At 69.9% G+C, this 24,638-nt stretch carries 30 protein-coding genes; 14 read left to right on the top strand and 16 right to left on the bottom strand.

The window, feature by feature from the left end; all coding sequences use genetic code 11:
- Window positions 1-48 precede the first annotated feature (48 nt).
- Entirely contained in the window at window positions 49-417 is a 369-nt protein-coding gene (locus tag O7611_RS11635) for a YciI family protein (RefSeq protein WP_194801768.1), read from the bottom strand.
- Window positions 418-467: 50 nt separating this feature from the next.
- A complete protein-coding gene (locus O7611_RS11630; RefSeq protein ID WP_269696811.1) occupies window positions 468-1,343 on the bottom strand; it encodes a PhzF family phenazine biosynthesis protein in 876 nt (291 codons plus the stop codon).
- 71 nt (window positions 1,344-1,414) lie between these two features.
- Between O7611_RS11630 and O7611_RS11625 the strand changes: the two genes are divergently transcribed.
- Window positions 1,415-1,882: an SAM-dependent methyltransferase gene (locus tag O7611_RS11625; protein ID WP_194801770.1), complete on the top strand. Its 468-nt coding sequence runs from the start codon at window positions 1,415-1,417 to the stop codon at window positions 1,880-1,882.
- Window positions 1,883-1,897: 15 nt separating this feature from the next.
- Here the strand turns inward: O7611_RS11625 and O7611_RS11620 are convergent, their stop codons facing one another.
- Window positions 1,898-2,695, bottom strand: a complete 798-nt coding sequence (locus O7611_RS11620) for an SDR family NAD(P)-dependent oxidoreductase (RefSeq protein WP_269696810.1) — start codon at window positions 2,693-2,695, stop codon at window positions 1,898-1,900.
- Between the two features lie 190 nt (window positions 2,696-2,885).
- Between O7611_RS11620 and O7611_RS11615 the strand changes: the two genes are divergently transcribed.
- Window positions 2,886-3,200: a winged helix-turn-helix transcriptional regulator gene (locus O7611_RS11615; RefSeq protein ID WP_269696809.1), complete on the top strand. Its 315-nt coding sequence runs from the start codon at window positions 2,886-2,888 to the stop codon at window positions 3,198-3,200.
- A gap of 162 nt (window positions 3,201-3,362) precedes the next feature.
- Window positions 3,363-3,785: a DinB family protein gene (locus O7611_RS11610; protein ID WP_228532473.1), complete on the top strand. Its 423-nt coding sequence runs from the start codon at window positions 3,363-3,365 to the stop codon at window positions 3,783-3,785.
- 9 nt (window positions 3,786-3,794) lie between these two features.
- On the opposite strand, the gene O7611_RS11605 is transcribed toward O7611_RS11610, so the two are convergent.
- On the bottom strand, window positions 3,795-4,172 hold the full coding sequence (locus O7611_RS11605; protein ID WP_194801772.1) for an MmcQ/YjbR family DNA-binding protein: 378 nt from the start codon (window positions 4,170-4,172) through the stop codon (window positions 3,795-3,797).
- A gap of 101 nt (window positions 4,173-4,273) precedes the next feature.
- Complete coding sequence (locus O7611_RS11600) at window positions 4,274-5,017, bottom strand: SDR family NAD(P)-dependent oxidoreductase (RefSeq protein ID WP_194801773.1); 744 nt, start codon at window positions 5,015-5,017, stop codon at window positions 4,274-4,276.
- A 125-nt stretch (window positions 5,018-5,142) separates the two neighbouring features.
- Here O7611_RS11600 and O7611_RS11595 point away from each other — a divergent pair, with 125 nt between their 5' ends.
- Window positions 5,143-5,733: a hypothetical protein gene (locus O7611_RS11595; RefSeq protein WP_269696808.1), complete on the top strand. Its 591-nt coding sequence runs from the start codon at window positions 5,143-5,145 to the stop codon at window positions 5,731-5,733.
- On the opposite strand, the gene O7611_RS11590 is transcribed toward O7611_RS11595, so the two are convergent.
- Window positions 5,647-6,021, bottom strand: a complete 375-nt coding sequence (locus O7611_RS11590) for a hypothetical protein (protein ID WP_269696807.1) — start codon at window positions 6,019-6,021, stop codon at window positions 5,647-5,649. The genes O7611_RS11595 and O7611_RS11590 overlap by 87 nt on opposite strands.
- A gap of 73 nt (window positions 6,022-6,094) precedes the next feature.
- The gene (locus O7611_RS11585; RefSeq protein ID WP_269698082.1) at window positions 6,095-6,847 is read right to left on the bottom strand and encodes a GNAT family N-acetyltransferase; all 753 of its coding nucleotides are present in this window, start codon (window positions 6,845-6,847) and stop codon (window positions 6,095-6,097) included.
- 405 nt (window positions 6,848-7,252) lie between these two features.
- On the opposite strand from O7611_RS11585, the gene O7611_RS11580 reads away from it, so the two are divergent.
- Complete coding sequence (locus O7611_RS11580) at window positions 7,253-7,744, top strand: DinB family protein (RefSeq protein ID WP_269696806.1); 492 nt, start codon at window positions 7,253-7,255, stop codon at window positions 7,742-7,744.
- 122 nt (window positions 7,745-7,866) lie between these two features.
- On the top strand, window positions 7,867-8,871 hold the full coding sequence (locus O7611_RS11575) for a hypothetical protein (RefSeq protein ID WP_269696805.1): 1,005 nt from the start codon (window positions 7,867-7,869) through the stop codon (window positions 8,869-8,871).
- Between the two features lie 28 nt (window positions 8,872-8,899).
- On the opposite strand, the gene O7611_RS11570 is transcribed toward O7611_RS11575, so the two are convergent.
- The 3 genes from O7611_RS11570 to O7611_RS11560 form a co-directional block, all read right to left on the bottom strand.
- Window positions 8,900-9,511 carry a DUF6000 family protein gene (locus tag O7611_RS11570; RefSeq protein WP_194801777.1) on the bottom strand — a complete coding sequence of 204 codons (612 nt, stop codon included), beginning with the start codon at window positions 9,509-9,511 and terminating at the stop codon, window positions 8,900-8,902.
- A gap of 21 nt (window positions 9,512-9,532) precedes the next feature.
- Entirely contained in the window at window positions 9,533-10,114 is a 582-nt protein-coding gene (locus tag O7611_RS11565; protein WP_194801778.1) for a dihydrofolate reductase family protein, read from the bottom strand.
- 66 nt (window positions 10,115-10,180) lie between these two features.
- Window positions 10,181-11,020 carry an AraC family transcriptional regulator gene (locus tag O7611_RS11560; RefSeq protein ID WP_269696804.1) on the bottom strand — a complete coding sequence of 280 codons (840 nt, stop codon included), beginning with the start codon at window positions 11,018-11,020 and terminating at the stop codon, window positions 10,181-10,183.
- A gap of 130 nt (window positions 11,021-11,150) precedes the next feature.
- Between O7611_RS11560 and O7611_RS11555 the strand changes: the two genes are divergently transcribed.
- Complete coding sequence (locus O7611_RS11555) at window positions 11,151-11,342, top strand: hypothetical protein (protein ID WP_269696803.1); 192 nt, start codon at window positions 11,151-11,153, stop codon at window positions 11,340-11,342.
- 48 nt (window positions 11,343-11,390) lie between these two features.
- Entirely contained in the window at window positions 11,391-11,753 is a 363-nt protein-coding gene (locus O7611_RS11550; RefSeq protein WP_194801781.1) for a nuclear transport factor 2 family protein, read from the top strand.
- 69 nt (window positions 11,754-11,822) lie between these two features.
- On the opposite strand, the gene O7611_RS11545 is transcribed toward O7611_RS11550, so the two are convergent.
- From O7611_RS11545 to O7611_RS11530, 4 genes are all read right to left on the bottom strand, one after another.
- Window positions 11,823-12,746 (bottom strand): AEC family transporter, encoded by a 924-nt coding sequence (locus tag O7611_RS11545; protein ID WP_269696802.1) that lies wholly within the window; start codon window positions 12,744-12,746, stop codon window positions 11,823-11,825.
- Window positions 12,743-12,874 (bottom strand): hypothetical protein, encoded by a 132-nt coding sequence (locus O7611_RS11540; protein WP_269696801.1) that lies wholly within the window; start codon window positions 12,872-12,874, stop codon window positions 12,743-12,745. The genes O7611_RS11545 and O7611_RS11540 overlap by 4 nt, the downstream gene beginning before the upstream one ends.
- Window positions 12,875-13,046: 172 nt before the next feature.
- Window positions 13,047-15,464: a DUF5984 family protein gene (locus O7611_RS11535; protein WP_269696800.1), complete on the bottom strand. Its 2,418-nt coding sequence runs from the start codon at window positions 15,462-15,464 to the stop codon at window positions 13,047-13,049.
- A 20-nt stretch (window positions 15,465-15,484) separates the two neighbouring features.
- On the bottom strand, window positions 15,485-16,129 hold the full coding sequence (locus tag O7611_RS11530; RefSeq protein ID WP_269696799.1) for a hypothetical protein: 645 nt from the start codon (window positions 16,127-16,129) through the stop codon (window positions 15,485-15,487).
- Window positions 16,130-16,178: 49 nt separating this feature from the next.
- Here O7611_RS11530 and O7611_RS11525 point away from each other — a divergent pair, with 49 nt between their 5' ends.
- A complete protein-coding gene (locus tag O7611_RS11525; protein ID WP_194803563.1) occupies window positions 16,179-17,423 on the top strand; it encodes an IS256 family transposase in 1,245 nt (414 codons plus the stop codon).
- A 777-nt stretch (window positions 17,424-18,200) separates the two neighbouring features.
- Here O7611_RS11525 and O7611_RS11520 read toward each other — a convergent pair.
- Together O7611_RS11520 and O7611_RS11515 are read right to left on the bottom strand one after the other, a co-directional pair.
- Complete coding sequence (locus tag O7611_RS11520; RefSeq protein WP_194800117.1) at window positions 18,201-18,950, bottom strand: maleylpyruvate isomerase family mycothiol-dependent enzyme; 750 nt, start codon at window positions 18,948-18,950, stop codon at window positions 18,201-18,203.
- 238 nt (window positions 18,951-19,188) lie between these two features.
- Entirely contained in the window at window positions 19,189-19,572 is a 384-nt protein-coding gene (locus O7611_RS11515) for a hypothetical protein (RefSeq protein WP_194800116.1), read from the bottom strand.
- Window positions 19,573-19,874: 302 nt separating this feature from the next.
- On the opposite strand from O7611_RS11515, the gene O7611_RS11510 reads away from it, so the two are divergent.
- From O7611_RS11510 to O7611_RS11490, 5 genes are all read left to right on the top strand, one after another.
- A complete protein-coding gene (locus O7611_RS11510) occupies window positions 19,875-21,122 on the top strand; it encodes a sensor histidine kinase (RefSeq protein ID WP_194800115.1) in 1,248 nt (415 codons plus the stop codon).
- Window positions 21,115-21,834, top strand: coding sequence for a response regulator (locus tag O7611_RS11505; protein ID WP_269696798.1), 720 nt, complete (start codon window positions 21,115-21,117; stop codon window positions 21,832-21,834). Before O7611_RS11510 ends, O7611_RS11505 begins: the two co-directional genes overlap by 8 nt.
- A 257-nt stretch (window positions 21,835-22,091) precedes the next feature.
- The gene (locus O7611_RS11500) at window positions 22,092-22,649 is read left to right on the top strand and encodes a nucleotidyltransferase family protein (protein ID WP_269696797.1); all 558 of its coding nucleotides are present in this window, start codon (window positions 22,092-22,094) and stop codon (window positions 22,647-22,649) included.
- 187 nt (window positions 22,650-22,836) lie between these two features.
- On the top strand, window positions 22,837-23,853 hold the full coding sequence (locus tag O7611_RS11495; RefSeq protein WP_269696796.1) for a DUF1963 domain-containing protein: 1,017 nt from the start codon (window positions 22,837-22,839) through the stop codon (window positions 23,851-23,853).
- Window positions 23,854-23,905: 52 nt separating this feature from the next.
- Window positions 23,906-24,598 (top strand): suppressor of fused domain protein, encoded by a 693-nt coding sequence (locus tag O7611_RS11490; RefSeq protein WP_269696795.1) that lies wholly within the window; start codon window positions 23,906-23,908, stop codon window positions 24,596-24,598.
- The last annotated feature ends 40 nt before the right edge of the window (window positions 24,599-24,638 follow it).

The following is a 24,638-nucleotide window of genomic DNA, read 5'->3' as shown; positions in this document are numbered from 1 at the left end:
TGCCGTCCGGGTGCCACACCCACCCTCATCGCGTCGACATCGAACCTGTCACCGGCCCGCCGCGCGGAGCATCGCCTCCGTCTCGGGGTCGGGCATGACCTCCCGGACCTCCTGGGCACATCGGCACGACGCGGCGATCTTGGCGGCCCACTTCAGCGCCTCGTCGTGGGACGCCACGTCGAGGACCACGAACCCGCCGATGACCTCCTTGGTCTCCGGGAACGGCCCGTCGGTGACCACCCCGTCCGCACCCACGATGGTCGCCTGCTGGCGTTCGAGCCCGGTGCCGTACACGAACACACCGGCGTTCACGGCCTCCTGGATGACGGCGTGCGCCTCCCTGCCCACCTGGGGGATCTCCTCGGCGGGGATGTGGTCCATCGCGCCGTCGTTGAACGAGATCAGGTACCGCGGCATGCCATGACTCCCTTGTCCGGGCGGCCCGGTCCGGCCGCCTCTCACCCGTACTACGAACGAGCCGCACCCGATCTGACATCATCCGCAGGGATGGGCACGGCGGTGCCGGTCACCGCGATCCCGGCGCCGTCCCCGGCGGGGATGCTGACGGTGAGCAGGCTCGGACGGCCCATGTCGTCACCCTGCCGCACGGTCACCGTCGCGGGCGGCCGCACCACGCCCAGCTCACGCAGGTAACCGCCGAACGCGGCCGCCGCCGCGCCGGTCGCGGCGTCCTCGACCACGCCGCCCGGCGGGAACGGGTTGCGCGCGTGGAACACCAGCGGGGACTCGCGGTGCACGAGGTCGATCGTCGTCCAGTCCCGTTCGGCCATCAGCGCGCTCAACGCCGCCGTGTCGTAGTCCAGGTCCGCCAGGCGCTGCCGGGTCTCGGCGGCCACGATCGGATGCCAGGCCCCGGCGTACGCGACACGCGGCGGCAGCGTCGCATCGAGATCGTCCGGCGACCAGCGCAACGCGGCGAGCAGCGCCGCCAGATCGTCCGCGGCAAGGGGTACGGTGCGCGGCGCGACGCTTGTCAGCGTGGCGGTGGTGGCGCCGTCGGCCTGCACGCTCGTGGCGACCTCGACCAGCCCGGCGCGAGTGTCCAGGTGCAGCACACCTGGGCCGTGCCGCTGCGCGTACGCGACCGCCGACGCGATCGTCGCGTGCCCGCAGAACGGCACCTCCGCCTTGGGGCTGAAGTAGCGGACGGTGAACCGCCCGCCCCCGCCGGCGGGCACGAGGAACGCCGTCTCGGAGTAGCCGACCTCGGCCGCCACCCGCTGCATCTCCGCGTCGCCCGCCCCGGTGGCGTCCAGGACGACACCGGCCGGGTTGCCACCGGCGGGGTCGGCGGTGAACGCGGCGTATCGGAGAATGTCCATGATCACGAGCCTAGCGACGATGCTCCGGCTCGTCTGCCCCGAGACGAGCCACGCCGAACTACTCTCCGGGCATGAGCGGCTTCGAGATCACCCCCATCGGTACGGTCCGCAACGACCGGACGGACATCCAGCACAGCGACAACTGGGGTGCGGTCCGCAGCACCGTCGTCGTCGACGAGCGCTTCGGCGAGGCGTGCCTGCAGGGCCTGGAGGGGTTCTCCCACGTGGAGGTCCTGTTCGTCTTCGACCGGTTCCCGGACGGCGGCGACTTCCGGGAGCCCCGCCCCTACCGTGGCCGGGCCGACCTGCCGCCGATGGGCGTGTTCGCCGGTCGCGGCCCGCGCCGGCCGAACCGCATCGGCGTCACGTGCTGCCGGATCGAGTCGGTCGACGGCCGCGAGCTGACGGTGGTGGGCCTCGACGCCGTGGCCGGCACGCCCGTGATCGACCTGAAGCCGGTGATGGTGGAGTTCGTCCCCGCCGACGTCCGCCAGCCGGACTGGGTCAGCGGCATGATGTCCGACTACTTCCGGCCGTAGCGTCGGCGCGCCACCTCACCGCAGCAGCCTCTCCGTGAGGTCCATCAACCGCTCGGCGTCATGGGGGTCGAGGGTCGGGAAACCGGGCGGAAGTAGCTTCCCCCGGTCGACGGCGGTCACCGGCGCGGTCGGCGGCGCGTCCAGGAACTGGTGAATCGGCGCCACCGCGTCCGCGACGGGCCGGGCGGCGACGGCCGCCGCCACCGCGAGCAGCCCTCGTACCACGAACGGGAGTGCGCTACGGTCACCGCTCCTGGTGAAACCGGGATGGTAGAGCACGTATCGGGCCCGGCTGCCGGACCGCTGGGCGAAGCCCACGCCGAGCAGGTCGTTGGCCCGCCCGGCCTGCAACTGCGCGGCGACGGCCGAGTAGCCCGCGGTCATCTGTGGATCGGTCCAGCGCACCTCGCCTCTCGTGACCCCGACACCGGCGACGTTCATGATCACCGGAGCGGTCGCCCGGTCCAGGGCCGGACGCAGACCGAAACTGAGCAGGTAGCGACTGACGTAGTAGAGCGCGAACGTACGCTCCAGTCCCTCCACCGTCTCGACGCGGCGCGGCGTCACGGCATTGGCGAACAGCGTCAACGCGTCGACGACCTGATGCTCGCCGAGGATGTGCGCGATGACCTGCCGCGTCTCGGCCATGCTGGACAGATCGACGGGTACGAAGGTGATCAGGCCGCCGGCCATCGCCTCGCCCCGTGCACGGCTGCGGCCGAGCACCAGGACGCGGTCGCCACGTTCGGCCCGTCCCAGGGCGAACGCACGTCCCATCCCGTTCGTGCCGCCACTGACCACCACGACGCCCACGTCGCCCCCTTATCGTCTTGCTCATCGGCCTGCCTCATCCTGGGCAGCAGGCCGGCGGAGGCGAAAGAAGGCACTTTCATGTCCACAGGTAACATCGATGTGAGTGCCTCGCTGCGCGATCATCGGCTGCCGGTGCCGGTTCCGGCCGGCGAGTACGATCGCTGCCCGGTCACCGACGTGCTGCGGGCGGGTGAGCGACAAGTGGACGCTGTTGCTGATCACCCTGCTCGGCCGGCATCCGCACCGGTTCAACGAGTTGCACCGGGCCGTCGAGGGCATCAGCCCGCGCATGCTCACCCGGACACTGCGCGCGCTGGAAGGCGACGGCCTGGTCGAACGTGAGGTGTTTCCGACGGTGCCGCCGAGCGTCGAGTACCGGCTGACGCCGCTCGGTGTCAGCCTGCTGGGGCCGCTTTCCGCGCTGGCCGACTGGGCGGTCGCTCACCATGCCGAGATCGTCGCGGCACGTCAGCCCGTGGACCCGGTGAGCGTGCCCGAGCGGTGAGGCACCGGTCCGGCGTTTGTCCGCCGGGCGGTGGGCGTCGATCTGGAATGCTTCGTCCATGCCGTCCTTCCCGCCCACCTTCTCCGCCGGGATCGTCGCGCAGCCGATCCAGGCCCAGTTCGAGGCGTTCTCGACGAGCAGCGCGACGCGCTCGACCGCTGCCTGGACGGACTGACCGAGGAACAGGCGCGCCGGTCACTGGTGGCCTCCCGGACCACGCTGCTGGGTCTGGTGAAGCACGCGACCTTCGTCGAGAAGGTCTGGTTCGACGAGGCCGTCACGGGCCGGTCGCGAGCCGAGATCGGCATCCCGGAGCGGTCGGAGGACTCGTTCCTCCTCGACGACGGCGACACGATCACCGGCGTCCGGCGGGCATACCGCGACGCCCGCGACGCGTCACGCCGGGCGACCTCCACGCGGCGTCTGGACGACATCCTCACCGGGCACCGACGGGGCCCGCTTCCGCTGCGCTGGGTGTACCTCCACGTCCTGCGCGAACTCGCCCAGCACTGCGGGCACGCGGACATCCTCCGGGAGCAGATCCTCGACGGACAGCGGGCGGCCGGCGGTGGTTCGTCGTCGTAACGGCCGGCGTCACGCGCCGGCGCCCTCGTCGGGGTCACCGGTCGACAAGTCGGGGGCACGCATCCGCCACGCGTCGGTGACCAGTTCGGTCAGGCGCTCGACGCCGACGTGCGCCAGCCGCAGCATGACCAGGGGTGACCCGTCATACGCGGGGGTGGTGAAGAACAGGTCGGGCTCGCCGAGGAGCAGGGCCTGCTTCTCCGCCTCGTCGCCCACGTACAGCACGGCGATGTCGGTGCGGATGCGCCGCGGCCTACCGGACGTGCGCTCGGGATACGACCAGACGAACCCCTTGCCGGCGACCCGGAAGTCGAAGCCGTCACTGTCGATCTCGACCACGTGCGGCAGCGACAGCGCCACCCGACGGACATCGTCCGCATCAGCCACGACGGTCACCCCGGCACACCGCCTTCCACACCGGCACAGCCTAGCCGCCGCGCCGCCGTCCGGTGGCAGGCCGTCGATGTCCTTCGGGGCCGTACCGATGGTCAGATGGTGAATCCGCCGTCGACGTTCACCGTCGCGCCGGTGACGTAACGCCCGTCCGGGCCGGCCAGGAACGCCACGGCGGCGGCCACGTCGACCGGCTGCGCGAAGTGGCCGAGGGCGGTGAACCCGTTGATCGTGTCCGCGTTCGGGCCGTCGGCCGGGTTCAGCTCGGTGTCCGTGGCGCCGGGGTTCACCAGGTTCACCGTGATCGCTCGACCGCCGAGTTCGCGCCCGAGCGCCTTGGTCAGGCCGATCAGGGCGGTCTTGCTCATCGCGTAGAGCGAGAAGCCCGGGAAGACCGCCCGCTCGGCCGTGTTGCTGCCGATGTTGACGATCCGTCCGCCCGCCGGCATGTGGCGTACCGCGGCCTGCGAGGCGACGAACGGCGCCCGGACGTTCACCGCGACTGTCTGCTCGAACTCGTCGAGACTCAACTGCTCCAGCGGCCCCAGCAGGAACGCGCCCGCGTTGTTGACCAGGATGTCCAACCGGCCCAGCTCACCGGCGGCCCGGTCCACCGCCGCGATCACCGCCGCCGGATCGGCGCTGTCGGCCCGCACGGCGATCGCGCGCCGTCCCACAGCCTTGATCTGCTCCACCACGTCGTCGGCGCGACGCTGATTCTGCTGGAACGTCAGCGCCACATCGGCGCCGTCCTCGGCCAGGCGCAGGGCCACCGCCGCGCCGATGCCACGGCCACCACCGGTGACGAGAGCTACCTTGCCGTCAAGTGCGTTGTTCATGGTGGAGAGCCTGGTCGACAATGGGTCGCATGTCCGGCGGGGATCGGACGCCGCGTTCGTGACACCGCGCCGGCGTTCCGAATGGTCCGGTGGCGGGCACCATCTCGGCTGCAAGGTGGGGTGACGTGGGTACCGACATCGCCGGTGGGGTGGAGCTCCGGCCGCACGGTCCGGGTTCGCCCTGGAGGCTGGCCCACGTCGGCCTGGATGCGCTACCTCGCCATTACGACGCCTTCGGGCTGCTGTTCGGTGTGCGCAACTATGCCGGGTTCGAGCCGGTCGCGCCCGGCCGTGGCGTGCCGGACGACGCCGGCGCCGACCTGCGCGCTCTCCTCGCGGACGGCGAACACGACCACACCTGGGCGACGTGGGCGCAGTTGGCATCCGTCGACTGGAGCGCGCAGGCGCCCCGTGTGGACGACCGGATCCATGAGTACGAGCTGACGAGGCAGGGGCCGCGCTTCGTGGGCAAGGCCGGACACCACGGACGAGCCTGGCACGAGGTGGCCGGCGAGCACGCGGACCACCGGGGCAGCAGCTACCCGGAGGGAACCGAATGGCGGGCGGGCGACCGGATGTGGCGGGTGGAGCGCCTGACCCACGGTGATGTGCTGCGCGCCGACCCGCAGCTACGCGCGCTGCTCGACCGCATGCGCGAGCTTGCCGAGCGGTACGGCGACGACAACGTACGGCTCGTCGTCTGGTTCGACAGCTAGCGGCGCCCCGCGCGGCGATCCGGGTAGCCGGTCCACGACGCCCGACGCCCGGTAGTGCCCGAGCCACAGTCCGACCTCGCGGGCCAGCTCGACGCCTCCGGCGCGTACCCCTTCCCGGTGTTCGTAGCCGGCCTCCTGGTCGGCGAGCACGTCGTGGACGACCAGCTCGGCGTCCGGAAGCGGCCGGGGCGGCGGCATCGCCCGGACGAGGCCGCGGCGGGCGTTCGCCGCCGGCGAACCGCGGGCGGCGGCGGTCCACCGGACGCGGACCCGCTGAATGAGGATCACCGCCCAGGTGTACCCGGAGCGCGCGGCCCAGGCCTCGGTTGTCGAACCTCAGCCCGGGCCGCCTCGCCGGGGCTCAGTTCACCGCTGTGTAGAGCCGTTGCCCGCCGGGCCGGTAGCCGACGCGCTCGTAGACCCGCCACGAATCCTCGCCACCGGCCTCCAGCCAGGCGGCCTCCGCACCGGCGCCGAACAGCCGCCGGGTGACGTCGGCGGTGATGGCGGACGCCAGTCCCCGACGGCGGTAGGACGCGCGGACGGCGATGCCGGCCACCTCGCTGACCGCGCCGACGGGCGCCGCCGCACCGCCGCCGCCCGCGCAGTCACCGTCCTCGGTGACGGCCGTGACGACCACGCCACCGGTGTCCTGCTGGCGCCGGAGGCGAGCCACGTCGGCCTCGGAGGCGACCGGATCGTCGCCGAACGCCTCGTTCTGCACGCTGATCAGCGCGGCGCGCTGGGAGTCGGTACCCGGTTCGCACAGCCTCAGGTGGTCCGGCACGGGTGGGGACGCCAGCGTGTCCGGCGCGCAGACCAGGTAGGTGTGCCGGGCTTCCACGGTGAAGCCGGCGGCGGTCAGCAGCGCCTCCAGATCGGGGGCGCAACTGGTGACGTACTCCAGGCGGGGTTTGCGGTCGGCGGCGTGGAACGCCGCGACCAGGGCGGTGACGTCGGCCGCGGTGACGGCGGCGCCGGGACGCGGCGTCGCGTAGTTGACGTACGGGCTGGCCGTTGTCGGGTCCAGCCCGATCACGAACGGCCCCACCTCGACCGGCGCGGGCCGGCGGGACAGGTTGACGACGACTGATTGTTGGATGCGGGCATCCATGCTCAACGGGGGACCTCGATGCATGAGAGAAGCTGCGACGGGCGGAAGAAGCGTCGGGCCGCCCCGCCGTGTCGCAGGCACGCGACGGTCATCCGTCGCGTGGCCGACACTCAGGCGGCCGCTCGGCCTACCCGGATCACAGGCGTCATTCCCTCATGCGGAGTGCCCACGCGGTGCGCGTGGCCAATCGCAACCTTGCCCCTCCCGACCCGGACGTGTCAATCGCGTACGGCCGGACGTCGAGAAGCAACTCGCTTGTGGATCAAGATCGGGGCGGGGGTACTCGTCGGGTGCAATGGACGGACGACCTGACGGTGCGCCTCACTCGGGGAACATCGGTACGTGCCTTGTCCGCCATCTGCAAGGGGCCGCGAAACTGTCGGTGCCGGCCGCTAGCCTGCCGGCGTGACAAAGGTCGATATGGAGAAGGCCGCGCTGTGTGAGTTCCTCGAGTATCAGCGTGCCAGTGTCCGAGCCATCCTGGCCGATCTGGACCTGGCCTCGCTGCGCAAGCCGGTCCTGCCCTCCGGATGGTCGCCGCTCGGGCTGGTGGAGCATCTCGGGCATGCGGAACGCCACTGGTTCCAGGAGGTCTTTCGTGGTTCGGTGGAGCCGTTGCCCTGGCCGGACGAGAACACACCACTTCGCACGACTCGATCGCCGTCCCAGGTCTTCGGCTTCTACCGCGACCAGTGCGACGTCTCCGACGCGATCATCGCCGCGGCACCGTTGACGGCGGCACCCGCCGGCCGGCATCCGGACGAGACGCTGGCGTCGCAGACCACCGACCTGCGACGGATCGTTCTGCACGTCATCGAGGAGACCGCCCGGCACGCCGGCCACCTGGACGTCGTCCGCGAGCTGATCGACGGTCGCACCGGGCTCGGGCCGCGGTGAGACGAGCGGGGCGGAGTCGCACGACTCTGATGTCGACGGCCCTCGGCTCAGGTCGATTCCGACGGCCGCGGTAAGGGCACGGGCGAGTGGACGCGGGTCCGCGCACGCACCCTGACGGGCGCATGCAGCGGTTCTATGCTGCTGCGATGCAACCCCGCTTGGTCAACGAGGTGCGGCTGCCCGGCATTCGGCACGTCACGCAGGCAACGGGCCCTGGCTGGGTGGTCACTGAGCGAGACAGTGTCACGGTAAACCTGTTCGACCAGGAACTGCGTCGCGTGGCGCGGCTTGCGGTGCCGCTCGACGGCCCGCAGATGAAGGTCAGTGCCACCCGCCGGCTCGTGGCGGCAGGCGACGAGCAACAGATCGTCGTGCTCGACCGCGACGGCGCGATTCGCTGGCGCAGCACCTGGCAGCGACTCGGCGACAGCGCCGGCGCCGACTTCCACCTCGACGGCGACGACACCCTCTGGATCCGTTTGGCCGGCACCGGGGAACTCGTCGCCCTCCACGGCGCGAGAGGCACGGAGATCCATCGCATCCCGCTGCCCGGGCCCGAGGCCGCCTGGTTCGTGCACTCGCCCCGCAATGCCTGGACCGGCTTGACGCTGCTCGACCCCGACCGGTCAGACGCCATGCTCATCAGGCTCGACGCCGAGCACATCGTGTCGCGGCCACTGGCCGGTGGAGATCTCGCCGGTTTCAGCCCGGCAGGCGGCCGCTGTCTGACCCTGACCACCGACGGCTTCCTGTCCGTCCGCGACGTCGCGTCCGACGCAGCGATCGCAGAACGACACCTGGAAGATCTGCGGAGCGCGCCACACTGGCTCGCGGGCAACAGATACGTGGACCACGCGTTGTTCCTCACCGAGGACCTGATCCTCGTCGCCGTGAACACCGCAGACCTGCCGAACGACGCCGGGGGCCATCTCCTGCTGTCGGCGCTCGGCCTCGGGTGCCGCTCCGAGGTGCGTTACCCGCGCCACCACGGGTCCGGCTCCGTCCACCCCGCTCACCAGCCGGGCCGATGGCTCACCCGCCAGCACGAGGACGATCAGCTCCGGCTGTGGCAGCTCGACGCTCGCCTCGACGACGAGCCGCTGCCGGGCCAACTCGCGCTGCTCTGACCGCGTCGGTCACGGCGCCGCCGCACGCTCACAGCGCGCACAGATCAGCGATCAGTGCTCGATAGGTGTCGGCGTCCGGAGGCTGGGGTACGGCGCCGGCCCAGCGTTCCCACCGGCCGCCGGGTCCGAGGTAGCGGTCGGCGTGGCTCGTGCCGAGTCGCGAATCGACGTAACGCAGGGCACCCAGCGCCCAGTGCTGGTCGTAGCGGAGGTCGAGTGCGGGCAGGTAGCGGTCGAGGTATGCGGTCAGGATCTCCGCGTCCGGGTGGTCACCGAAGGCCGCGAGGGCGAAGCAGTAGCCCTGGCCGCTGAAGCAGACCTCGCTGCCCAGGAGCAGCTCGCCGACGGTCTGCCGGAACCGGGTACGCCGGTCGAGCCCGATGAGGTAGCCGGCGACCAACCGTGAGCGCCAGTTCGGCAGGCCGCCGGGTTGGAGCAGGAAGACGAGTTCCTCGTCGCTGACGCGTCGAGCATCCTGGCGCAGGGCGTACACCACTGGAGCGTTCTCGTGCGCGTCCGGACGGACGATGCCACCGTGCAGGAGGTCCAGATAGCGAGCGCTTCCCCGGTCCGACGGGGCGATGACATAGCGGCGGATGGTGCCGTCAGCTGGATCCGGTATCGGCGGCGGGAAGTCCACGGCGACATCATCCCGGATCGGTCAGCGGCGCACCCGGTAGCGCAGGTGCAGCACCCGATCGCCCTGGAGCACCACGTCCGGATCCTCCAGGAGGTGCTGCGCGTCCACCGACCCGAAGTAGCGCTTGCCGGAGCCGAACACCACTGGTACGACGTCCATGCGTACCTCGTCGACCAGGCCCGCGGCGAGCGCCTGGCCTCCGACGTCACCGGCGGCGACCTCGACGATGCGGTCCCCCGCGAGTTCCTGCGCCCTTGCCACGGCTGCCTCGACGCCGTCGACGAAGTGGAACGGCGCCGCAGGGTCCCAGCCGTCGGGCGCGGGCCGGTGGGTCACGACGACCACGTGGTCGATCCCGCTCGGCGGCGTCCCGTCCCAGCCGTCGGTCAGGTCGAAGACGTGCCGGCCGACGACAGTCACCCCGATCCGGTCCCAGTAGGGCCCGACGTAGTCGTGGGACGTCTGCGACACCTTCAGCGCGCCGCTGTCGTCCAGTGGGACGTCACCGCTTGTCAACCAGTCGAACAGCGGTCCGGGCTGGTCGTTGTCGTCCGCGACGAAGCCGTCCACCGACACCGAGCTGTACAGGACCACAGTGCCCACGCCGGTTCCCCTCTGCCTTGGATTTCCTCACGCTAGCGGGCCGTGAGCCGCGGTTCTTGTACGAAATCAATCGACCGGCAGCGGCCAGCCGTCCATCGCGTGGCCGGGGTGTTCGCGCAGGAACCGCCGCCGGACCTCGACGTACCGGGTCGGTGTGAGCCCGGTGAACGCCCGGAACTCGTGGCCGAAGTGGGCCTGGTCGAAGTAGCCCGCGCCACTGGCGAGCTCGCCCCAGTCGACGGGCCGGGCGGGGTCGATCGCGAACACGGCGGCGGCGAAGCGGTAGGTGCGGGCCAGCCGCTTCGGCGTGACGCCGACGAGTTCCTTGAACCGCTGCGTCAGATGGGTGCTGCTGACACCGGCCGCTGTCCTCAGGTCGCCGATCGGCACCGCGCCGCTCGTCGCCGCGATGACGCCGCTCGCATGCCGGACCAGCCCAAGTCCGGTGGTCTCGGACAGCCGTCCTATCAGCTCCTGTTCGAGCAGCGCCAGCATCTCGTGCGGCCCGTCCGCCGTGGCCAGCCGGTCGCGCAGCTCAGCGACGGCGGGCCGGCCCCAGACCTGCTCCAGCGTCACCGGCCGGTCGCGCAGCTCGGCCGCGGGCATCGGCAGGAACGGCGCCAGACCCCACGGCTTGACGTGTACGCCGACGGACCGGGTCGGGCACGGATAGCCGAACTCGAACGCCCGGGTGGGTGTGGTGATCACGCAGCCGTCGGCGTACTCCGTGCTCTCGATGTCGGTGCCGGCGCGGACACGGAACGGCGCCCCGAGGTTGACGATGAGCAGCGCCGCGGGCATCGGCGGCAGCGTCAGCCGGGGGTACGGGGGCGTACCCGCCAGGTAGTAGAGGTCGTCGATCAGCCCGTCCAGCGGCGGTCGCGGCACTCTGGACACGTACTCCACGCCCCACAGCATCGCGGACGCCGCGCCGTCACGGCCGACGCCCCGCCGGGCCCGGTCATCGTCCGCGACGGGCTGGGGACCGCCGTCCGGGTGCCCCACCGTGCGGTCAGGACGGCGCTACGATCCGGCGATGGCCGATGCGGGCGGTGGAGGGCAGCGACGTGAGGGCCCGGTGTCCGACTGGACGCGGATCGCCGTCAGCTACTGCCAGTACGACGTGTCGACAGTGCCGGGGGAAACCGGCATGCCGATCTACAGGGGCGCGCTCAGACGATCCGGCTCCCTGACGCCCGCCCCCGGCGAGGATCGCGCGTTCTGCTGAGCGCAAAGAGGACTGCGTCCGGTCGTGCCCACGGGCCATGCTGACTCGATGGATTCGCCGAGACGCCTCACTGCCCAGGCCCTGCTCACGAACCTCTACGCGGCCTTCAACAGGCGTGACATCCCCACGCTGCTGGCCGCCATGACGCCGGACGTCTCGTGGCCCAACGGCTGGGAGGGAGGCGTCATTCACGGCCGGGACCAGGTGAGTGCCTACTGGCGCCGGCAGTGGGAGCAGCTCGATCCGACAGTAACGCCGACGGCGTTCCGCACGGAAGCCGACGGCCGCATCGCCGTCACCGTTCATCAAGTGGTCCACGACCAAGCGGGAGCGACGCTCGCCGATCACACCGTCACGCACGTATACCGCCTCGGCGACGGCCTGGTGACGGAGATGGAGATCCGGGAGTGACAGGTGCCGACGGGTGTCGGTCGGGGCGGTAGCACGGGCCGTCGGACATGGCAGAACTGTATGGCCGGGCTACCCGAGGAGCGCCGCCGCTGCGGCCAGGGTGGCCAGCGACAGCGTCGTGGTCACGACCACCGCCCGGTTGGCAACCGCCTCGCCGACGCCGTACTCCTGCGCGAAGATGAACGTGTTCTGCGCCGTCGGCAGGCCCGCGCACACCACCACGGCGAGCAACTGCGGCGCGGACAGATTCAGGGCAAGCCCGGCCGCGTACGCGATGACCGGCTGTGCGACAAGCTTCAGCGCGGTGATCACGGCCAGTTCGGCGGGCTCGGCCGGCTCTGCCCGCGACGGCGCCGTGGGGTGCAGCGACGCGCCGAGCGCGACCAGGGCGGCGGGCGCCGCGGCGCCCGCCAGCAGCGTCAGCGACGCGTCGGCCGCCGACGGCAGACGCAGGCCGGCCGCCGAGCACGCGACACCGAGCAGCGACGCCAGGATCACCGGATTGCGTACGGGCAGGGAGGCGACCCGGCGAACCCGCACCCGTCCGGCCGGGTCGCTGCGCCGGTCCAGGGCGACCACGATCACGGGCGCCACCACCAGCACCTGCAGCAGCACCACCACTGCCAGGAACGACACGTCGCCGAGAACCTGCGTCGCGATCGGGATGCCGAGGTTCGCCGAGTTCACGTACCCGGCGGCCATGCCCCAGACCGGCCGTTCGCCGGGCTCGCGACCGAACAGCCGGCTCGCGCCGCCCCAGCCGAACCCGACGACCGCGACGGTGCTCACCCCGAAGGCGAGCAGCGAGCGGCCCGCGAACCCGGACAGCGGCATCCGGGCCAGGGCCAGGAACAGGGCGGCCGGCATCGCGAGCTGGAACACGAACCGGCCGAGCACCGACGCCGCCGCCTCGCCCAGCAGTCCCCAGCGACAGGCCGCGTAACCCACAGCGGTGAGGATCCAGATCGGTACGAACGCCGACACCAGGCTCATGCGTCGCGCCACGTCAGGGGCCGGCGGGCGTCCGGAGCGTACGAGCCGAGGAGCCGGGCGACGATCTCCACCTGGGCGAGGCTGTCATGGGCCTGCCGCAGGGTGAGCACGGTTCCGTGACACTCCACCGCACTCTCGCCGGTCGTCAGACACACCGACGCGCCCACGGTGCCTACCGGGTGGCCGACGGGCAGCCGAGGGCCGTCCACGCGTACATCGATCGGGAAGCCACGCGTCCAGCCTCGCATCCCGTCCGGACCTCGACCGGCACGGCCTGGTCCTGCGGCGGCTGTCGTGCGGTCAACCGGCGTAGCGGGGCTCGCTGATCCGGCGGCGGAACTCCGCGTGGGCGGTCCGGAAGACGTCGTTGAGCCGTTCGAGTTCGGACTCGGTGGGTTCTCGCCGCAGTGCCACGTCGATTTTGAAGTCGCCGTCGACGATCGCCACGTCGAGGCGGTCGAGCAGGTCCGCAGGGAGCCTGGTGATGACGAACCCACGGAACGCGTCGGCGATCGTGCCCGCCATGTCGCCGCATCCGCAGGTGCGGCCATCCAGAACCGCACCGAGGTGGCTGCGGCCGATGATCGCGTCCGGGTGTACGGGATCCATGACGGTCAGGCCCTCCTCCAGGACCGTGCGGGCCTCCGACAGCCGTGCCTCATGCTGAAGGAACAGTCCGAGGGCGATGCAGGCCCGCCCGACCATCTCATGGTCGGCGCCGCGGCGCGCCTGGTTCACTGCCTCGGTCAGCCGTTGCTCCGCCAGGTCCACCTGGCCGGCCTCCTTCAGCGCCAGACCCCAGTTGCGCAGCACCTGACTCCGCAGCTCCGGACGACCAATGCGCTCCGCCCTCGCGTACGACGACGCGTACGTGCCCAGCGCCGCCTGGGCGTCGCCGACTTCGCCCTGCGCCACAGCCAAGCCGAGCGCCGCCATCAGCGCCTCCTCCTGCCGGCCCTGCCGGTCGTACGAAGCGAGCACGCGCTCGATCGCGTCGACCCGCCCCACCTGGTCACCGAGATCACGGCCGAGGTTCGCCAGTGCGGACAAAGCATTGAGCGTCGCCTGGTGGTCGATGCCGAGCCGCTCCTCCAACGCGGCGACCAGGGAGGTGAGCAGGGGCCTGGTTGCCGGGTCGTCGTGGTCCAGCATCTGAATGACGACTCGTCCGATCTCCTCGACGACCTGGTCCGGCAGCTGGTCCAGGCCCACGAAGAGCGGCTCGCCGGTGCCACCGGCGTGCACGATCGCTGCTCGCAGCGCCAACGCGGAGGCCACCCGATCGTGCCCGTTGCGCCACAGGTTGGCCACCGCCTCCTCGACGACCTGCCGGGCACCTGCGACGTCGCCACGCTGCCGCAGCAGGTCTGCCAGTGGCTCGAGACCGAACGCGTACCCGGCGTGCTCGCGGCCGTAGAAGGCGAGCCGCTCCTGCACCCCCAGGCGCAACTCCGTCTCGGCCTCGTCGAACCGTCCGGCCATGCGCAGCGCCAAGCCCAGATTGAGTCGGCAGGTCAACTGCTCCTTGCGGGACTCGTGATCCCGCGGCGTCGCGGAGACGGCACGCCGGTAGCACTCGATCGCGCGGTCGAGCTGATCGGCGTTGAGCAGCACATTGCCGAGGTCGCACTGGGCCGAGGCCCATTCCGGGCCGCCGTGACCGTGTTTGTCAGTAACGGCCTGCAACTCGCGCGTCATGAGGTTCTCGGCATCACCCATCCGGCCCTCCCGCAACAGCGCGAAGGCCACCTCGACCGCAGTGGGGGGTGTCGTCACGAGCCGCAGTCTAGGTCCACCTACTGATGTTCCGCGTACCCCGAAGACCTCGAGCGAGGCAGGAACGGCGCCACCAACCTCCGCATCTAGCCGATAAGCGGATGATGTCCCGGTCAGGTGCTCGAAGGAATGCCTAGCCCGCCGGGGCGTCGGCCCGTTGAACGTCGCCGAGCAGCAGGCGGGCACCTTGGCGGACAACGTTCCAGTCGGTCTTCGGGGAGCGATCGAGGTTCTTGGCAAACCAGTGCCGCCGGTCTTCGTGTTCCCGCCGCAGATGGACGACGTCAAGGTCCACGCAGGTAGCCCGCCACGGCGTTCCAGCTCCTCGACCCGCTGCCCCATGGCGTCCATCAACTCTCGGTTGAGGATGTGCACGGCCTCAAGGTAAGCGGTGGTCGGGACGCTGCGTCGGACTGCGGGGTCGGCGGTGAAACCGATCTCGCCGTCGTCCTCGTGCCGCCAATCCATGGTGATCTCGTCGCGATCGCCACGGATGGCACGCCAGAATCGGAGCTTGGGAGGATTACGCAGGTAACCGAAATCCAGGTGATGCTCGCCGTGCCAGATCGCGGCCGTGACGACTGGATGGTCGGGCACGTCCGCGTTCCCGTCGTCGGTCTGTCCCTCATCCGGTTCGGCCACGAACTCGAGAGGGTCACACGTCCACTGCTCGGGGTGGGAGGCGATGAACGACTGCAGATCGTCGGGCACCGGCTCCATCACCTCGGGTGTAAGGGCAATGACGTCTTCCCAGAGCCGGGCCAGGTAGTACTCGACGTAGGGATGCGGATGAACCTCCCGGGCGCCGCGCAGCAGCTCCTGCCCGCCTGCTTCGAGCCAGTACCAGCCCTCGGTGAGCCCGAACCAGTGGAGCCTCGGCTGGCCCCTGCCCCACGGCGACACCTCGTCGAGTGGGTACAGCTCGAACCGGAACCTGATCATCGAAGCAGTACCCAGTAACGTCACTGCGCGTATTCGGCATGAAGTTCGGCGTACGGCCGGCGTCGGTCGGGGTGGCGGCGGGTTCTGCCCATGCCGATCTCGGCGCAACAGTGCGTGCCTGGCATGCGAGCGCGATGGGCGGGGCACTCCTCGGCCAGGGCACGGACCTGGTCGGCTTCCAAACCGAACGCTTCGCGGCTGCCGGTGAGCACCAACGTGTCGGCGGCGATGTCCCACCGCCGATGATCGCGGAACTCTTGGTACCGGACTCGCCGGTGATCATCGGTCGACCGCGCCGGCCACGCCTCGCCAGGTAGGACGACGGTGTGTGGCCGACCGGTCCCCAACCGGGAACGGACCTGCTTCCACCGCGACGGCGGGAACGCGAGGCGGTGATGCAGCAACACCAGGTCGAGCGGGCGCCCCCGACCATGATGGTCAGGAACTGTCGCGCGACGTAGGGGAAGATAGACGATCGTGTGCGGCGACCGGGCAGCCAGCCCCCACGCCAGAGCGAGCAGCATCGCTGTTTCCTTGTCGAGGCAGAACTGGGCTCCAAGACGGCCCTCGTACAGACCGGCGAACCCCGGCGGCTTGGTTGCGTCCACGGGAGTGGTGTACGACTTGCCCGTGATGGGCGTGTTGCGTAGATGAGAGACGGCCATCGCGTCGATCCTTCAAGACGACCAAGTCAGAGAAGGAAGAAGGAACGCGATGGCCGCTTCAGAGAGTGTGAACCCTGTTGACCTGCTGCGCGAGCAGATCGAGGGCGCGTCGCCGGATGTGTTGCAGGCGATGATCAAAACGTTCGCGCAGGCGGTGATGTCCGCCGAGGCTGACGCGATCTGCGGCGCTGGCTACGGGCAGCGCAGCGACGAGCGGGTCAACTCGCGCAACGGCTACCGGGCTCGGGAGTGGGACACCCGGGCGGGGACGATTGACCTGGCGATTCCCAAGCTTCGTCAGGGCAGCTACTTCCCCGACTGGCTGCTCACCCACCGGCGGCGGGCCGAGCAGGCCTTGGTCTCGGTCGTGGCCACGAGCTATCTGCTCGGGGTGTCGACGCGGCGGGTGGAGAAGCTGGTTGAGCAGCTCGGGATCCGGCAGTTGTCGAAGTCGCAGGTCTCGGAGATGGCCGCCCACCTCGACGCCCAGGTCGAGGCGTTCCGCAACCGGCCCCTCGACTCTGGGCATTACACGTTCGTGTGGATGGACGCGTTGACGATGAAGGTCCGCGAGGCCGGACGCACCGTCAATGTCCACGCCCTGATTGCGGTCGGGGTCAACGCCGACGGTCAACGGGAAGTCCTCGGCGTCGACGTCGCCTCGGACGAGGACGGCGCCGGCTGGCTGGCGTTCCTGCGATCGCTGACCGCCCGCGGACTGTCCGGCGTCCAGCTCGTCATCTCCGACGCCCACCGCGGCCTCGTCGCGGCGATCGGCGCGGCGTTGCCCGGCGCTACCTGGCAGCGGTGCCGCACCCATTACCTGCGCAACCTGCTCACGAAGGTGCCGAAGTCCGCGCAGCCGTGGATCGCCACCCTGGTCCGCACGATCTTCGACCAGCCTGATACCGACGCCGTCCACGCGCAGTTCCGGCGGGTCGTCGCCACGATTGAGGCGAAGTTCCCGGCCGCCGCTGAGCATCTCGACGCCGCCCGCGACGACCTCCTCGCGTTCACCAGTTTCCCGCGCGAGATCTGGCGTCAGATCTGGTCGAACAACCCGCAGGAACGCCTGAACAAGGAGATCCGCCGGCGCACCGATGTCGTCGGGATCTTCCCGAATCGGGCGGCGATCATCCGCCTCGTCGGCGCCGTCCTGGCCGAACAGACCGACGAATGGACCGAAGGACGCCGCTACATGGGCCTGGAACTCCTCGCCAAAGCCCGCCTGATCACCATCGACACCAGCCAACACGACACCGACCAGACCGACGCGGCATCGATCGCCGCATAACATCAGACCGGATCACACGATGGCCGTCTCTTACACCACCAGCGCGGACGTGACCCGGCGGCTTTGCCGGCCGCATGACCCGGTACCGATGGCGCCCGAGGTGAACGGTACTGACCATCACCGGCCATTCGTGTCCGCCCAACCGTCGACCCACTACAGCAACGCCCTTCGACCCTCGTCGTATCACCGTCCGGCAAGCATTGTCACCGGGCCCGGCACGACACGGCGACAGAGTTATCTGCGTGGCGCACCAACTGCGCCCCACTTTCGGCAGCTCACACCGGTCGAAGTACCACGCCGCCTGCCGCTTACCCGCCAGGAACTCCCCCTCGGCCCCGTCCGGAGCTTCGCGCGTACGCGAAGCGGGTCGCCCTCGGCCACGCCGCCTGCTCCACGTCCTCGTCCGCCGTCACCGCCACCCGCGCCCGCGCCCAACGCCAGGCGGCGGTACCCGACGTGTCGCAGGCAGGCCGCGCCACCTGGGCGAGCGCAGGCCACCGACTGCCGCTGCCTCCAGCAGCAGGCCGGGCAGCATCTGGGCCATGGCCGGGAAGTTGGAGCGATGGCGGAGTGGCTCTTAGCTCTCGTATTGACGTCGAGGCGGCTCCTACCTGCCCGATGGTTTGGCTGAACCCACTGCGTCTGTAATGCAGAGGTCGAACGGCAGCCGGTCGCATCCAGCTTTCCGAACCGCCTGTCTCGCCCATCCGGGTCTGTCGATGAGCGGATGGGAACCACGGTGGGCGGCAACAGGCTGACCTCGCCGGGATGACGGCGTCATTTCCAGGTGATCGTGGCCCGTGCCCGCCAGAGGTCCAGGACGGCCGCGTCCCCGCGTAGTTCGAGGCGTTCAGTCCCGTTCCGGTTCCACAGCAGGAGGTAGAGCTCGGATGCGGGTCCCACGATGGTCAGCTGGGCCGGCATCTCAGCGGCGACCAGGCGGCGCCCGGCCGGCTCGATGTGGAAGGTCCATCCGGCGTCGACGTCAGTGGGCGCCAGGGCCATGCTGCGGGGTGGATCGGCCACCAGACGCCCACCGGGCCGGCCGAAGAAGCCGCTGAGCAGTTCGTCGATGCCGTCAGCGGCGAAGGAGGGATCCCAGGAGGGAACCGTGGAGACAGCCGACTCGGCATCGGCGCGGTGTACTGCGGTCTCGTGAGCCTGGCGACGTGCCCAGAACGCCAGCGGCGAGGGCGCGGGCAGAAACGTCCAGCATTCAACGCTCTCGTCGGCCGCCGTCAGCGTGTCCACGAGTGCGCGGTGGCCCTCCCGAAACCAGTCCAGCAGCTCGTCGTCCTCGACTGCGGCGAAGAACTCCGCCTCCTCGCGAGTGGAGTAAGGCTGACGGCGTCCCGTGATCACGTGGCCCGTGGCCCAGCGATGGACACCGCTGACATGGCGCAGCAGATCACGGACCTGCCAGCCGGGGCAGGTGGGCACGGGTGCGTCCAGGCCCGCCCGGTCCGCCGCCTCTGCCAGTCGGACGCCTTCCTCATCCAGCGCGGCAATGTGCTCGGCGATGCGCATGACCGGAGCGTCCCACGCGCCACCAACCGTCCGCCAGGCGGAAAGGGGCCGGAGCACCCTGGTACTCCCCAGGCAACTCCCGCCGCCGCGTCGCGCACTGCCAGGGCGCGATCGGCATGGCGTCGCAGAACAGTTGGTGGACGGCTGTCGCGCATCAGTCGACGGAGGACAAGCCGTCGGCGTATTGCATTGCCGAATTCCGCTCTATCCGAATCGGCATTTGGTAGGTGGCCCGGGTTCACCTCGTCCGATCACGCGGCGACGCCTTCTTCCCGGGGGCGGGGACAGTGACTCGCCGGAGCAGGACGTGGCAGATCGGGTACAGCAGGGCGCCGTCGAGGTAGTGGCAGAACATCGCGCCGAGGTACGACGGGCCGCCCCAGGCGTTGCGGGTGAAGTTCGGGTCCAGCCCGGCGAAGACCTGCAGTCCGATGCGCCAGGCCATGTACACCTCCAGCAGTACGAGGAAGGCGACGGCCAGGCAGCGCAGCAAAGCCCGAACGCCGGCCCCGGACCGGAATGTGGCTCCGATCCGTGCTGCCATCGGACGTCCGAGCGGCACGAAGACCACTTTCCAGCCGAGCTGGCTGCGGCGGGATGCCACCGCGAACCAGACGGTCACGACCACGAGGACGCCGAGATGCGGCAGCCACGCCTCAGTGCCCGCGATCTGTGGTTCGAGCGTGTCGGATCGGTGGAGGTACCTCGCGACTCCGCTGGCCAGTCCGGCTATCACGGAAACGGTCGCGGTGACGACGGCGGGACGGGACAGCTGCAGCCGGTGGTTTGTCATGACTGGAACATTGCGCCACACCGACCGGCCCGGGCGTCGCTCTCCGGCATGATCCGGGGCCTCCCTCGGAGGCGGCACGGTCATTCTCGCGCATGACGCCTTCGTCGATACGTCTCGCTAGCGTGATCCACATGCGACTGTGCCGGACCGATCTGCCATCGCCCGATCTGCTCGACATCGCTCTGGCCGTCGGGTCGTTCGGACTGTTCACTCTCCCGGTCCTGCTCCGCGGTTCCGGACATGGGCCGACGGCGGCGATCCTGTTCCTCGGCACCGCCGCGGCCGTGCCGCTGGCGGCGCGCCGGGCGGTCCCGATACCGGTGCTCGTGACGGTGTCGCTGGTCCTCGCCGTGGCGGCGCTGGCCGATGTCGGCTTCACGGTGTTCCACAGCAACGCGGGCCCGGCGTTGGGGATCGCGGTGCTGACCGTGGCCGATCGGCTTCCGCGCGAGGTGTCGCTGCGTGCCAGCGTGGCCGCGGTCGGGCTGGTCACCACGGCGGAACTGATCGCGATGCAGTTGCATCCGGCCACCGGGAAGAACGCGATCCAACTGGTTCTCGCCATTCCAGCCTGGTTGGTGGGGTACGCGTTCGGTACCCGTCGACAGGCGGAGCGTCGGCTGCGCGCGGAGACGGCGGAGCGGGCCCGGGAGGCGGAGCGCCGGGTCCGCGCCGAGGAACGGGTCCGGGTGTCGGCGGACGTCCACGACATCGTGTCGCACACGCTGAGCATGATCGCGGTCCGATCGGGCGTGGCACGGGTGGTGCTCGAACAGCGGCCGGAGGAGGCGCGGGCCGCGCTGTCGGCGATCGAGACGGCCAGCCGCAGCGCTTTGGACGAGTTACGAGCGGTGTTGCACTCGTTGCGGGACGCTTCGGGGAATCCGTTGGGGACGGCGGGTGCGCTGACGGCGGGTGCGCTGACGGCCGGCCCGGCCGTCGAACGACCGACACTCGCACACATCCGGTCGCTCGTCGACAATCTCCGCGATGACGGCTACCCGATCACGCTCACACTGTCCGAGACGGCCGGCGCACCACCACCGGTCGAGGAGTCGGCCTACCGGGTCGTGCAGGAGGCGCTGACGAATGTGGTCCGCCACGCCGGCCGGGTGACAACATCCGTCGAGGTCACCAGCGGCCCGGACGGACTCAGCATCTCGGTGCTCAACGCCGCCCCCGTCGCCGGTCCGTCCGGGGCCGGGCCGGGCAGCGGACACGGCCTGGCCGGGATGCGGGACCGTGTCGCGTTGTACGAGGGCACCGTCACGGCCGACCCATGTCCGGACGGTGGTTACGCAGTGCGCGTTCAGTTCCCACTACGATCGACGAGCCGGACGGCACACGCTGACCGCAGCGAGGGGAAGCGCCGTGGCTGAACCGGCGGTCGGCGCCGACGGCACCACCGAGCCGATCCGTGTCCTGGTCGTGGACGACGAGGCGCTGGTACGAGCCGGATTCCGGGTGCTCCTGGAAACCTCACCAGGGCTCACGGTGGTCGGCGAGGCATCCGACGGTGCCGCGGCGGTCCGGCAGAGCCGTGCACTTCGGCCGGACGTCCTGCTCATGGACATCCGCATGCCGGTCATGGACGGCCTCGAAGCCACCCGGCACATCGCCGACGACGACAGCATCGACGCCCGACTGCTGATCGTCACGACCTTCGGTGAGGACGAGCACGTCTTCGCCGCGCTGCGTGCCGGAGCAAGCGGTTTCGTACTCAAGGACACCCCTCCGGAAGACCTGCTCAGCGCCATCCGCATCATCGCCGGTGGTGAGGCCCTGCTGACCCCACGGGTGACCACCCGACTGGTCGCGGAGTTCGTGCGAAGCACGTCCGGCCGCGCCTTGGCAACCGCGCCGGGAGCGCTCGACGAACTGACCGAGCGCGAACGGGAAGTGCTGGTTCAGGTTGCGGCAGGCCGGTCGAACGCGGAGATCGCCGAACACTTCACCGTCAGCCTCAACACGGTGAAGACCCACGTGAGCCGACTGCTGCTCAAATTGTCGGCCCGTGATCGAGCCCAGCTCGTCGTGTGCGCCTACGAGGTCGGTCTAGTGGTGCCGGGAGGTGAGAGGATGCCGTCGTGATGTGGCAGACCGACACCGTCACTTGAACGGAATCAGTTCCCGGGTGATCCGCAACGACGTGTGGCCAACACACGGAGGATTCACCGTGCAGTACACCGCCCGCCCCCGGGAAGTGGATCCAGTGGGAAGCAATTCGGCGCCGACCGATCGACTACTCGCCGCGCTGATGACTTCGCAGGCTGTATCGGGGCGCGCGCACGTATCTGGGGGAACCATTGCCGCTCGCATTTGAGCCGCGCGGTCCGCAGACGACCGAATTGGCCGAGCTGATCGTGTCGTGTCCGTGGCTACTCAACGTCCTGACGACCGTGCGGGAAGCTGGTCTACCGGACGCGTGGGTAGGGGCGGGTGTCCTGCGGGATCTCGTCTGGGACCAACGGTATGGAGCCGGCTTCAACCCCCGGGACGTTCGGGACGTCGACGTTGCATTCTTCGACGCCAGCGACCTCACCCCGGGCAGCGACGTCGCGGCAACCGAGCTTCTACGACGCCATGATCCGGCGGTCCCGTGGGAGGCGACCAACCAAGCCGCGGTGCACATCTGGTACGAGAGCGTGTTCGGTACGGGTCCAGTCGATGCACTCGGATCCGTGGCCGATGCCGTAGCCACCTGGCCCGAAACCGCTACCTGTGTCGCCGTGCGTCTCGACTCTGCCGAGACACTGCACGTCTGTGCCCCGCGTGGGCTGGAAGACCTGCTCGATGGGGTGTGGCGGCGCAATCCACGAAGGATCACGGTCGAGCTTTCACGAGCGCGTCTCTCGCGCCATGACCCCGGCAGACGCTGGCCGCAAGTCACTGTCGTTCCGCCGTAGCCGCACAGCCATCCGTACAGCCAAGTCGACCCACCAACTCCGATCTTCCTCTAGCCCCAAGCCCGCAGGTTCGAAATCCTGCCGGGTGCACCTCCGCCACCGCAGTTCAGCGGCTTATCAGCTCTGAGGCAAGACGATCACCGCAGCCCTCGTGAGGCCAGGTCAGCCGAAGACGAAACGTCCGGTAATGCCGAAGATCGAATACGGGATGCCTGCCGCCGCCGGTCAAATCAGACCTGTCAGCATGATGTCCGTGGATCACTACGGGCTTTTGCGGCGAGCCGCGACCGACGCGGGCTTCACCGAGACGGAGACGGCGACGTTCGCCGAACTGCTGCGCTTCGCCATCTGGACAAGTCAGCGGTACAACGGCGAGCTCGCGGCGCATTCTCGGGATCTGCCGCCCCAGCGGCCCGCCGACCTGCTCGTCGGCCGGGCCGGCGGCCTGCCGCAGCTCCCGGTCGGCATGCCGTGGCCCACCGACCCGGAGGGCTACCCGCTGCCGTTCATCGCGTCTTTCGACTGTGCCGCGCTGCCGCGGGTCGAGCGCCTGCCGCTACCGTCGGACGGCTCCCTGCTGGTGTTCCTGCATCACGAAGAGGACTACGACGTGTGTGAGCGCAGCGACGAGCAGCAGTACGGGAGGCTGCTGTATGTGCGGGCCGGCACGGAGACCACAGCGCAGCTGCCGGCTGACTACGCTGCCCATCCCTACTACGCGGACCGTGACTTCATCGCTCCCGAGCAGGACCTTTTCGCTGTCGTCCAGGCCGCCCTGCCCTCGTGGTTGACCGCGGAGGATGCGGACCTGTCCGTCTTTCAACAGCAGCTGGCGCGCGACATGCCGCATCGTCGGGAATTGTGTGCCCTGGTCGACCGGCTCTGGCCGGCCGCCGACTTCGCCGCCTTCCAGTTCGGCGGCTACTCGTGGCACACCGGTGGCGTGTCCTACGGCAATCTGTACGACGATCCCGAGCTGGAGATGGCGGAGACGAAGCTTCGAGGCCGCCTGACCGGCATCGACCGCGCCCAGGAAGCCTTCCTCGTGGAACAGGAGTTGCAGCGGGTCCGCCGGGAGTGGCTCCCGTTGGTGCAGTTCGAGACCCGTGACTACGTCTACTTCGGCCGCTTCATGATCCGTGTCGACGACCTCGCCGCCCAGCGGTTCGACCGCGCTGTCTCCTGGACCGAGTTCACCGAGTGAGCGAGGACAGGTGTTGCTCTCCCGGCGGGCGGAGCTCAGGTCCAGTCGTCGGGTGCGTGAGCGCACGTGTCGACGGCGTATGTATCGGCTCGATCCCCGTGCACGCACACCGGCGCAAGGGCCGCAGCAGGCCTTCGCCGACGCCATCGACCGACACATCGAGGAACACTTCGGGCCCGTCGAGTTCGTCTACCACGAGATCGCCTCACACCTGGTCGGTGTGCATGTCCATGTCGTGGCCCCGACCGAGGAACGCCCGTACCGGACGCTGATCACTTCAGGGATGAGCGAGCTGCCGATGACGGTCCCGGAGGGCCACGACATCAGCCCGTACGCCGAACTGATGCTCAGCCTGCCGGCAGACTGGCCGCTGACCGATGCAGCCGGTTTCGGCGACGAAACCGGGTGGCCGCTGCGGATCCTCAAGCAGGTAGCTCGGCTGCCGCACGAGTACGGAACCTGGATAGGCGAATGGCATTCCGTGCCGAACGGCGATCCCGCGCAGCCGTACGCTACGGACACCCCGTTCGCCGGAGTCGTCGTCACGCCGATGCTGCGGGTGCCGCCCGAGGCGCGGACGATCGACGTCGACGGCGGCATCCGAATCGTGTTGCTCGCGCTGATCCCTCTGCACCCAGAGGAGATTGCAGCCAAGGTCGAACGCGGTACCGACGCACTCATCGAAGTCCTCGACCGTGGCCGCATCACCGAGTTGCTGGACCCGCGCCGGCCCTCGTACGCCTGACGGCTCGACCGGACGCGCTGACCAAGGTCACGTGCGCGCC

This window comes from Micromonospora sp. WMMC273 (assembly GCF_027460285.1).
Lineage (GTDB): Bacteria > Actinomycetota > Actinomycetes > Mycobacteriales > Micromonosporaceae > Micromonospora > Micromonospora aurantiaca.
This window is presented reverse-complemented; position numbering and strand designations above follow the sequence as displayed.

Excerpts from the sequence above, each read along its gene's own strand:
- O7611_RS11635 (WP_194801768.1), bottom strand. The coding sequence starts at position 417 with ATGCCGCGGTACCTGATCTCGTTCAACGACGGCGCGATGGACCACATC.
- O7611_RS11630 (WP_269696811.1), bottom strand. The coding sequence starts at position 1,343 with ATGGACATTCTCCGATACGCCGCGTTCACCGCCGACCCCGCCGGTGGC.
- O7611_RS11625 (WP_194801770.1), top strand. The coding sequence starts at position 1,415 with ATGAGCGGCTTCGAGATCACCCCCATCGGTACGGTCCGCAACGACCGG.
- O7611_RS11600 (WP_194801773.1), bottom strand. The coding sequence starts at position 5,017 with ATGAACAACGCACTTGACGGCAAGGTAGCTCTCGTCACCGGTGGTGGC.
- O7611_RS11585 (WP_269698082.1), bottom strand. The coding sequence starts at position 6,847 with ATGGATGCCCGCATCCAACAATCAGTCGTCGTCAACCTGTCCCGCCGG.
- O7611_RS11575 (WP_269696805.1), top strand. The coding sequence starts at position 7,867 with ATGCAGCGGTTCTATGCTGCTGCGATGCAACCCCGCTTGGTCAACGAG.
- O7611_RS11555 (WP_269696803.1), top strand. The coding sequence starts at position 11,151 with ATGGCCGATGCGGGCGGTGGAGGGCAGCGACGTGAGGGCCCGGTGTCC.
- O7611_RS11550 (WP_194801781.1), top strand. The coding sequence starts at position 11,391 with ATGGATTCGCCGAGACGCCTCACTGCCCAGGCCCTGCTCACGAACCTC.
- O7611_RS11545 (WP_269696802.1), bottom strand. The coding sequence starts at position 12,746 with ATGAGCCTGGTGTCGGCGTTCGTACCGATCTGGATCCTCACCGCTGTG.
- O7611_RS11535 (WP_269696800.1), bottom strand. The coding sequence starts at position 15,464 with ATGATCAGGTTCCGGTTCGAGCTGTACCCACTCGACGAGGTGTCGCCG.
- O7611_RS11530 (WP_269696799.1), bottom strand. The coding sequence starts at position 16,129 with ATGGCCGTCTCTCATCTACGCAACACGCCCATCACGGGCAAGTCGTAC.
- O7611_RS11525 (WP_194803563.1), top strand. The coding sequence starts at position 16,179 with ATGGCCGCTTCAGAGAGTGTGAACCCTGTTGACCTGCTGCGCGAGCAG.
- O7611_RS11520 (WP_194800117.1), bottom strand. The coding sequence starts at position 18,950 with ATGCGCATCGCCGAGCACATTGCCGCGCTGGATGAGGAAGGCGTCCGA.
- O7611_RS11510 (WP_194800115.1), top strand. The coding sequence starts at position 19,875 with ATGCGACTGTGCCGGACCGATCTGCCATCGCCCGATCTGCTCGACATC.
- O7611_RS11495 (WP_269696796.1), top strand. The coding sequence starts at position 22,837 with ATGCCGAAGATCGAATACGGGATGCCTGCCGCCGCCGGTCAAATCAGA.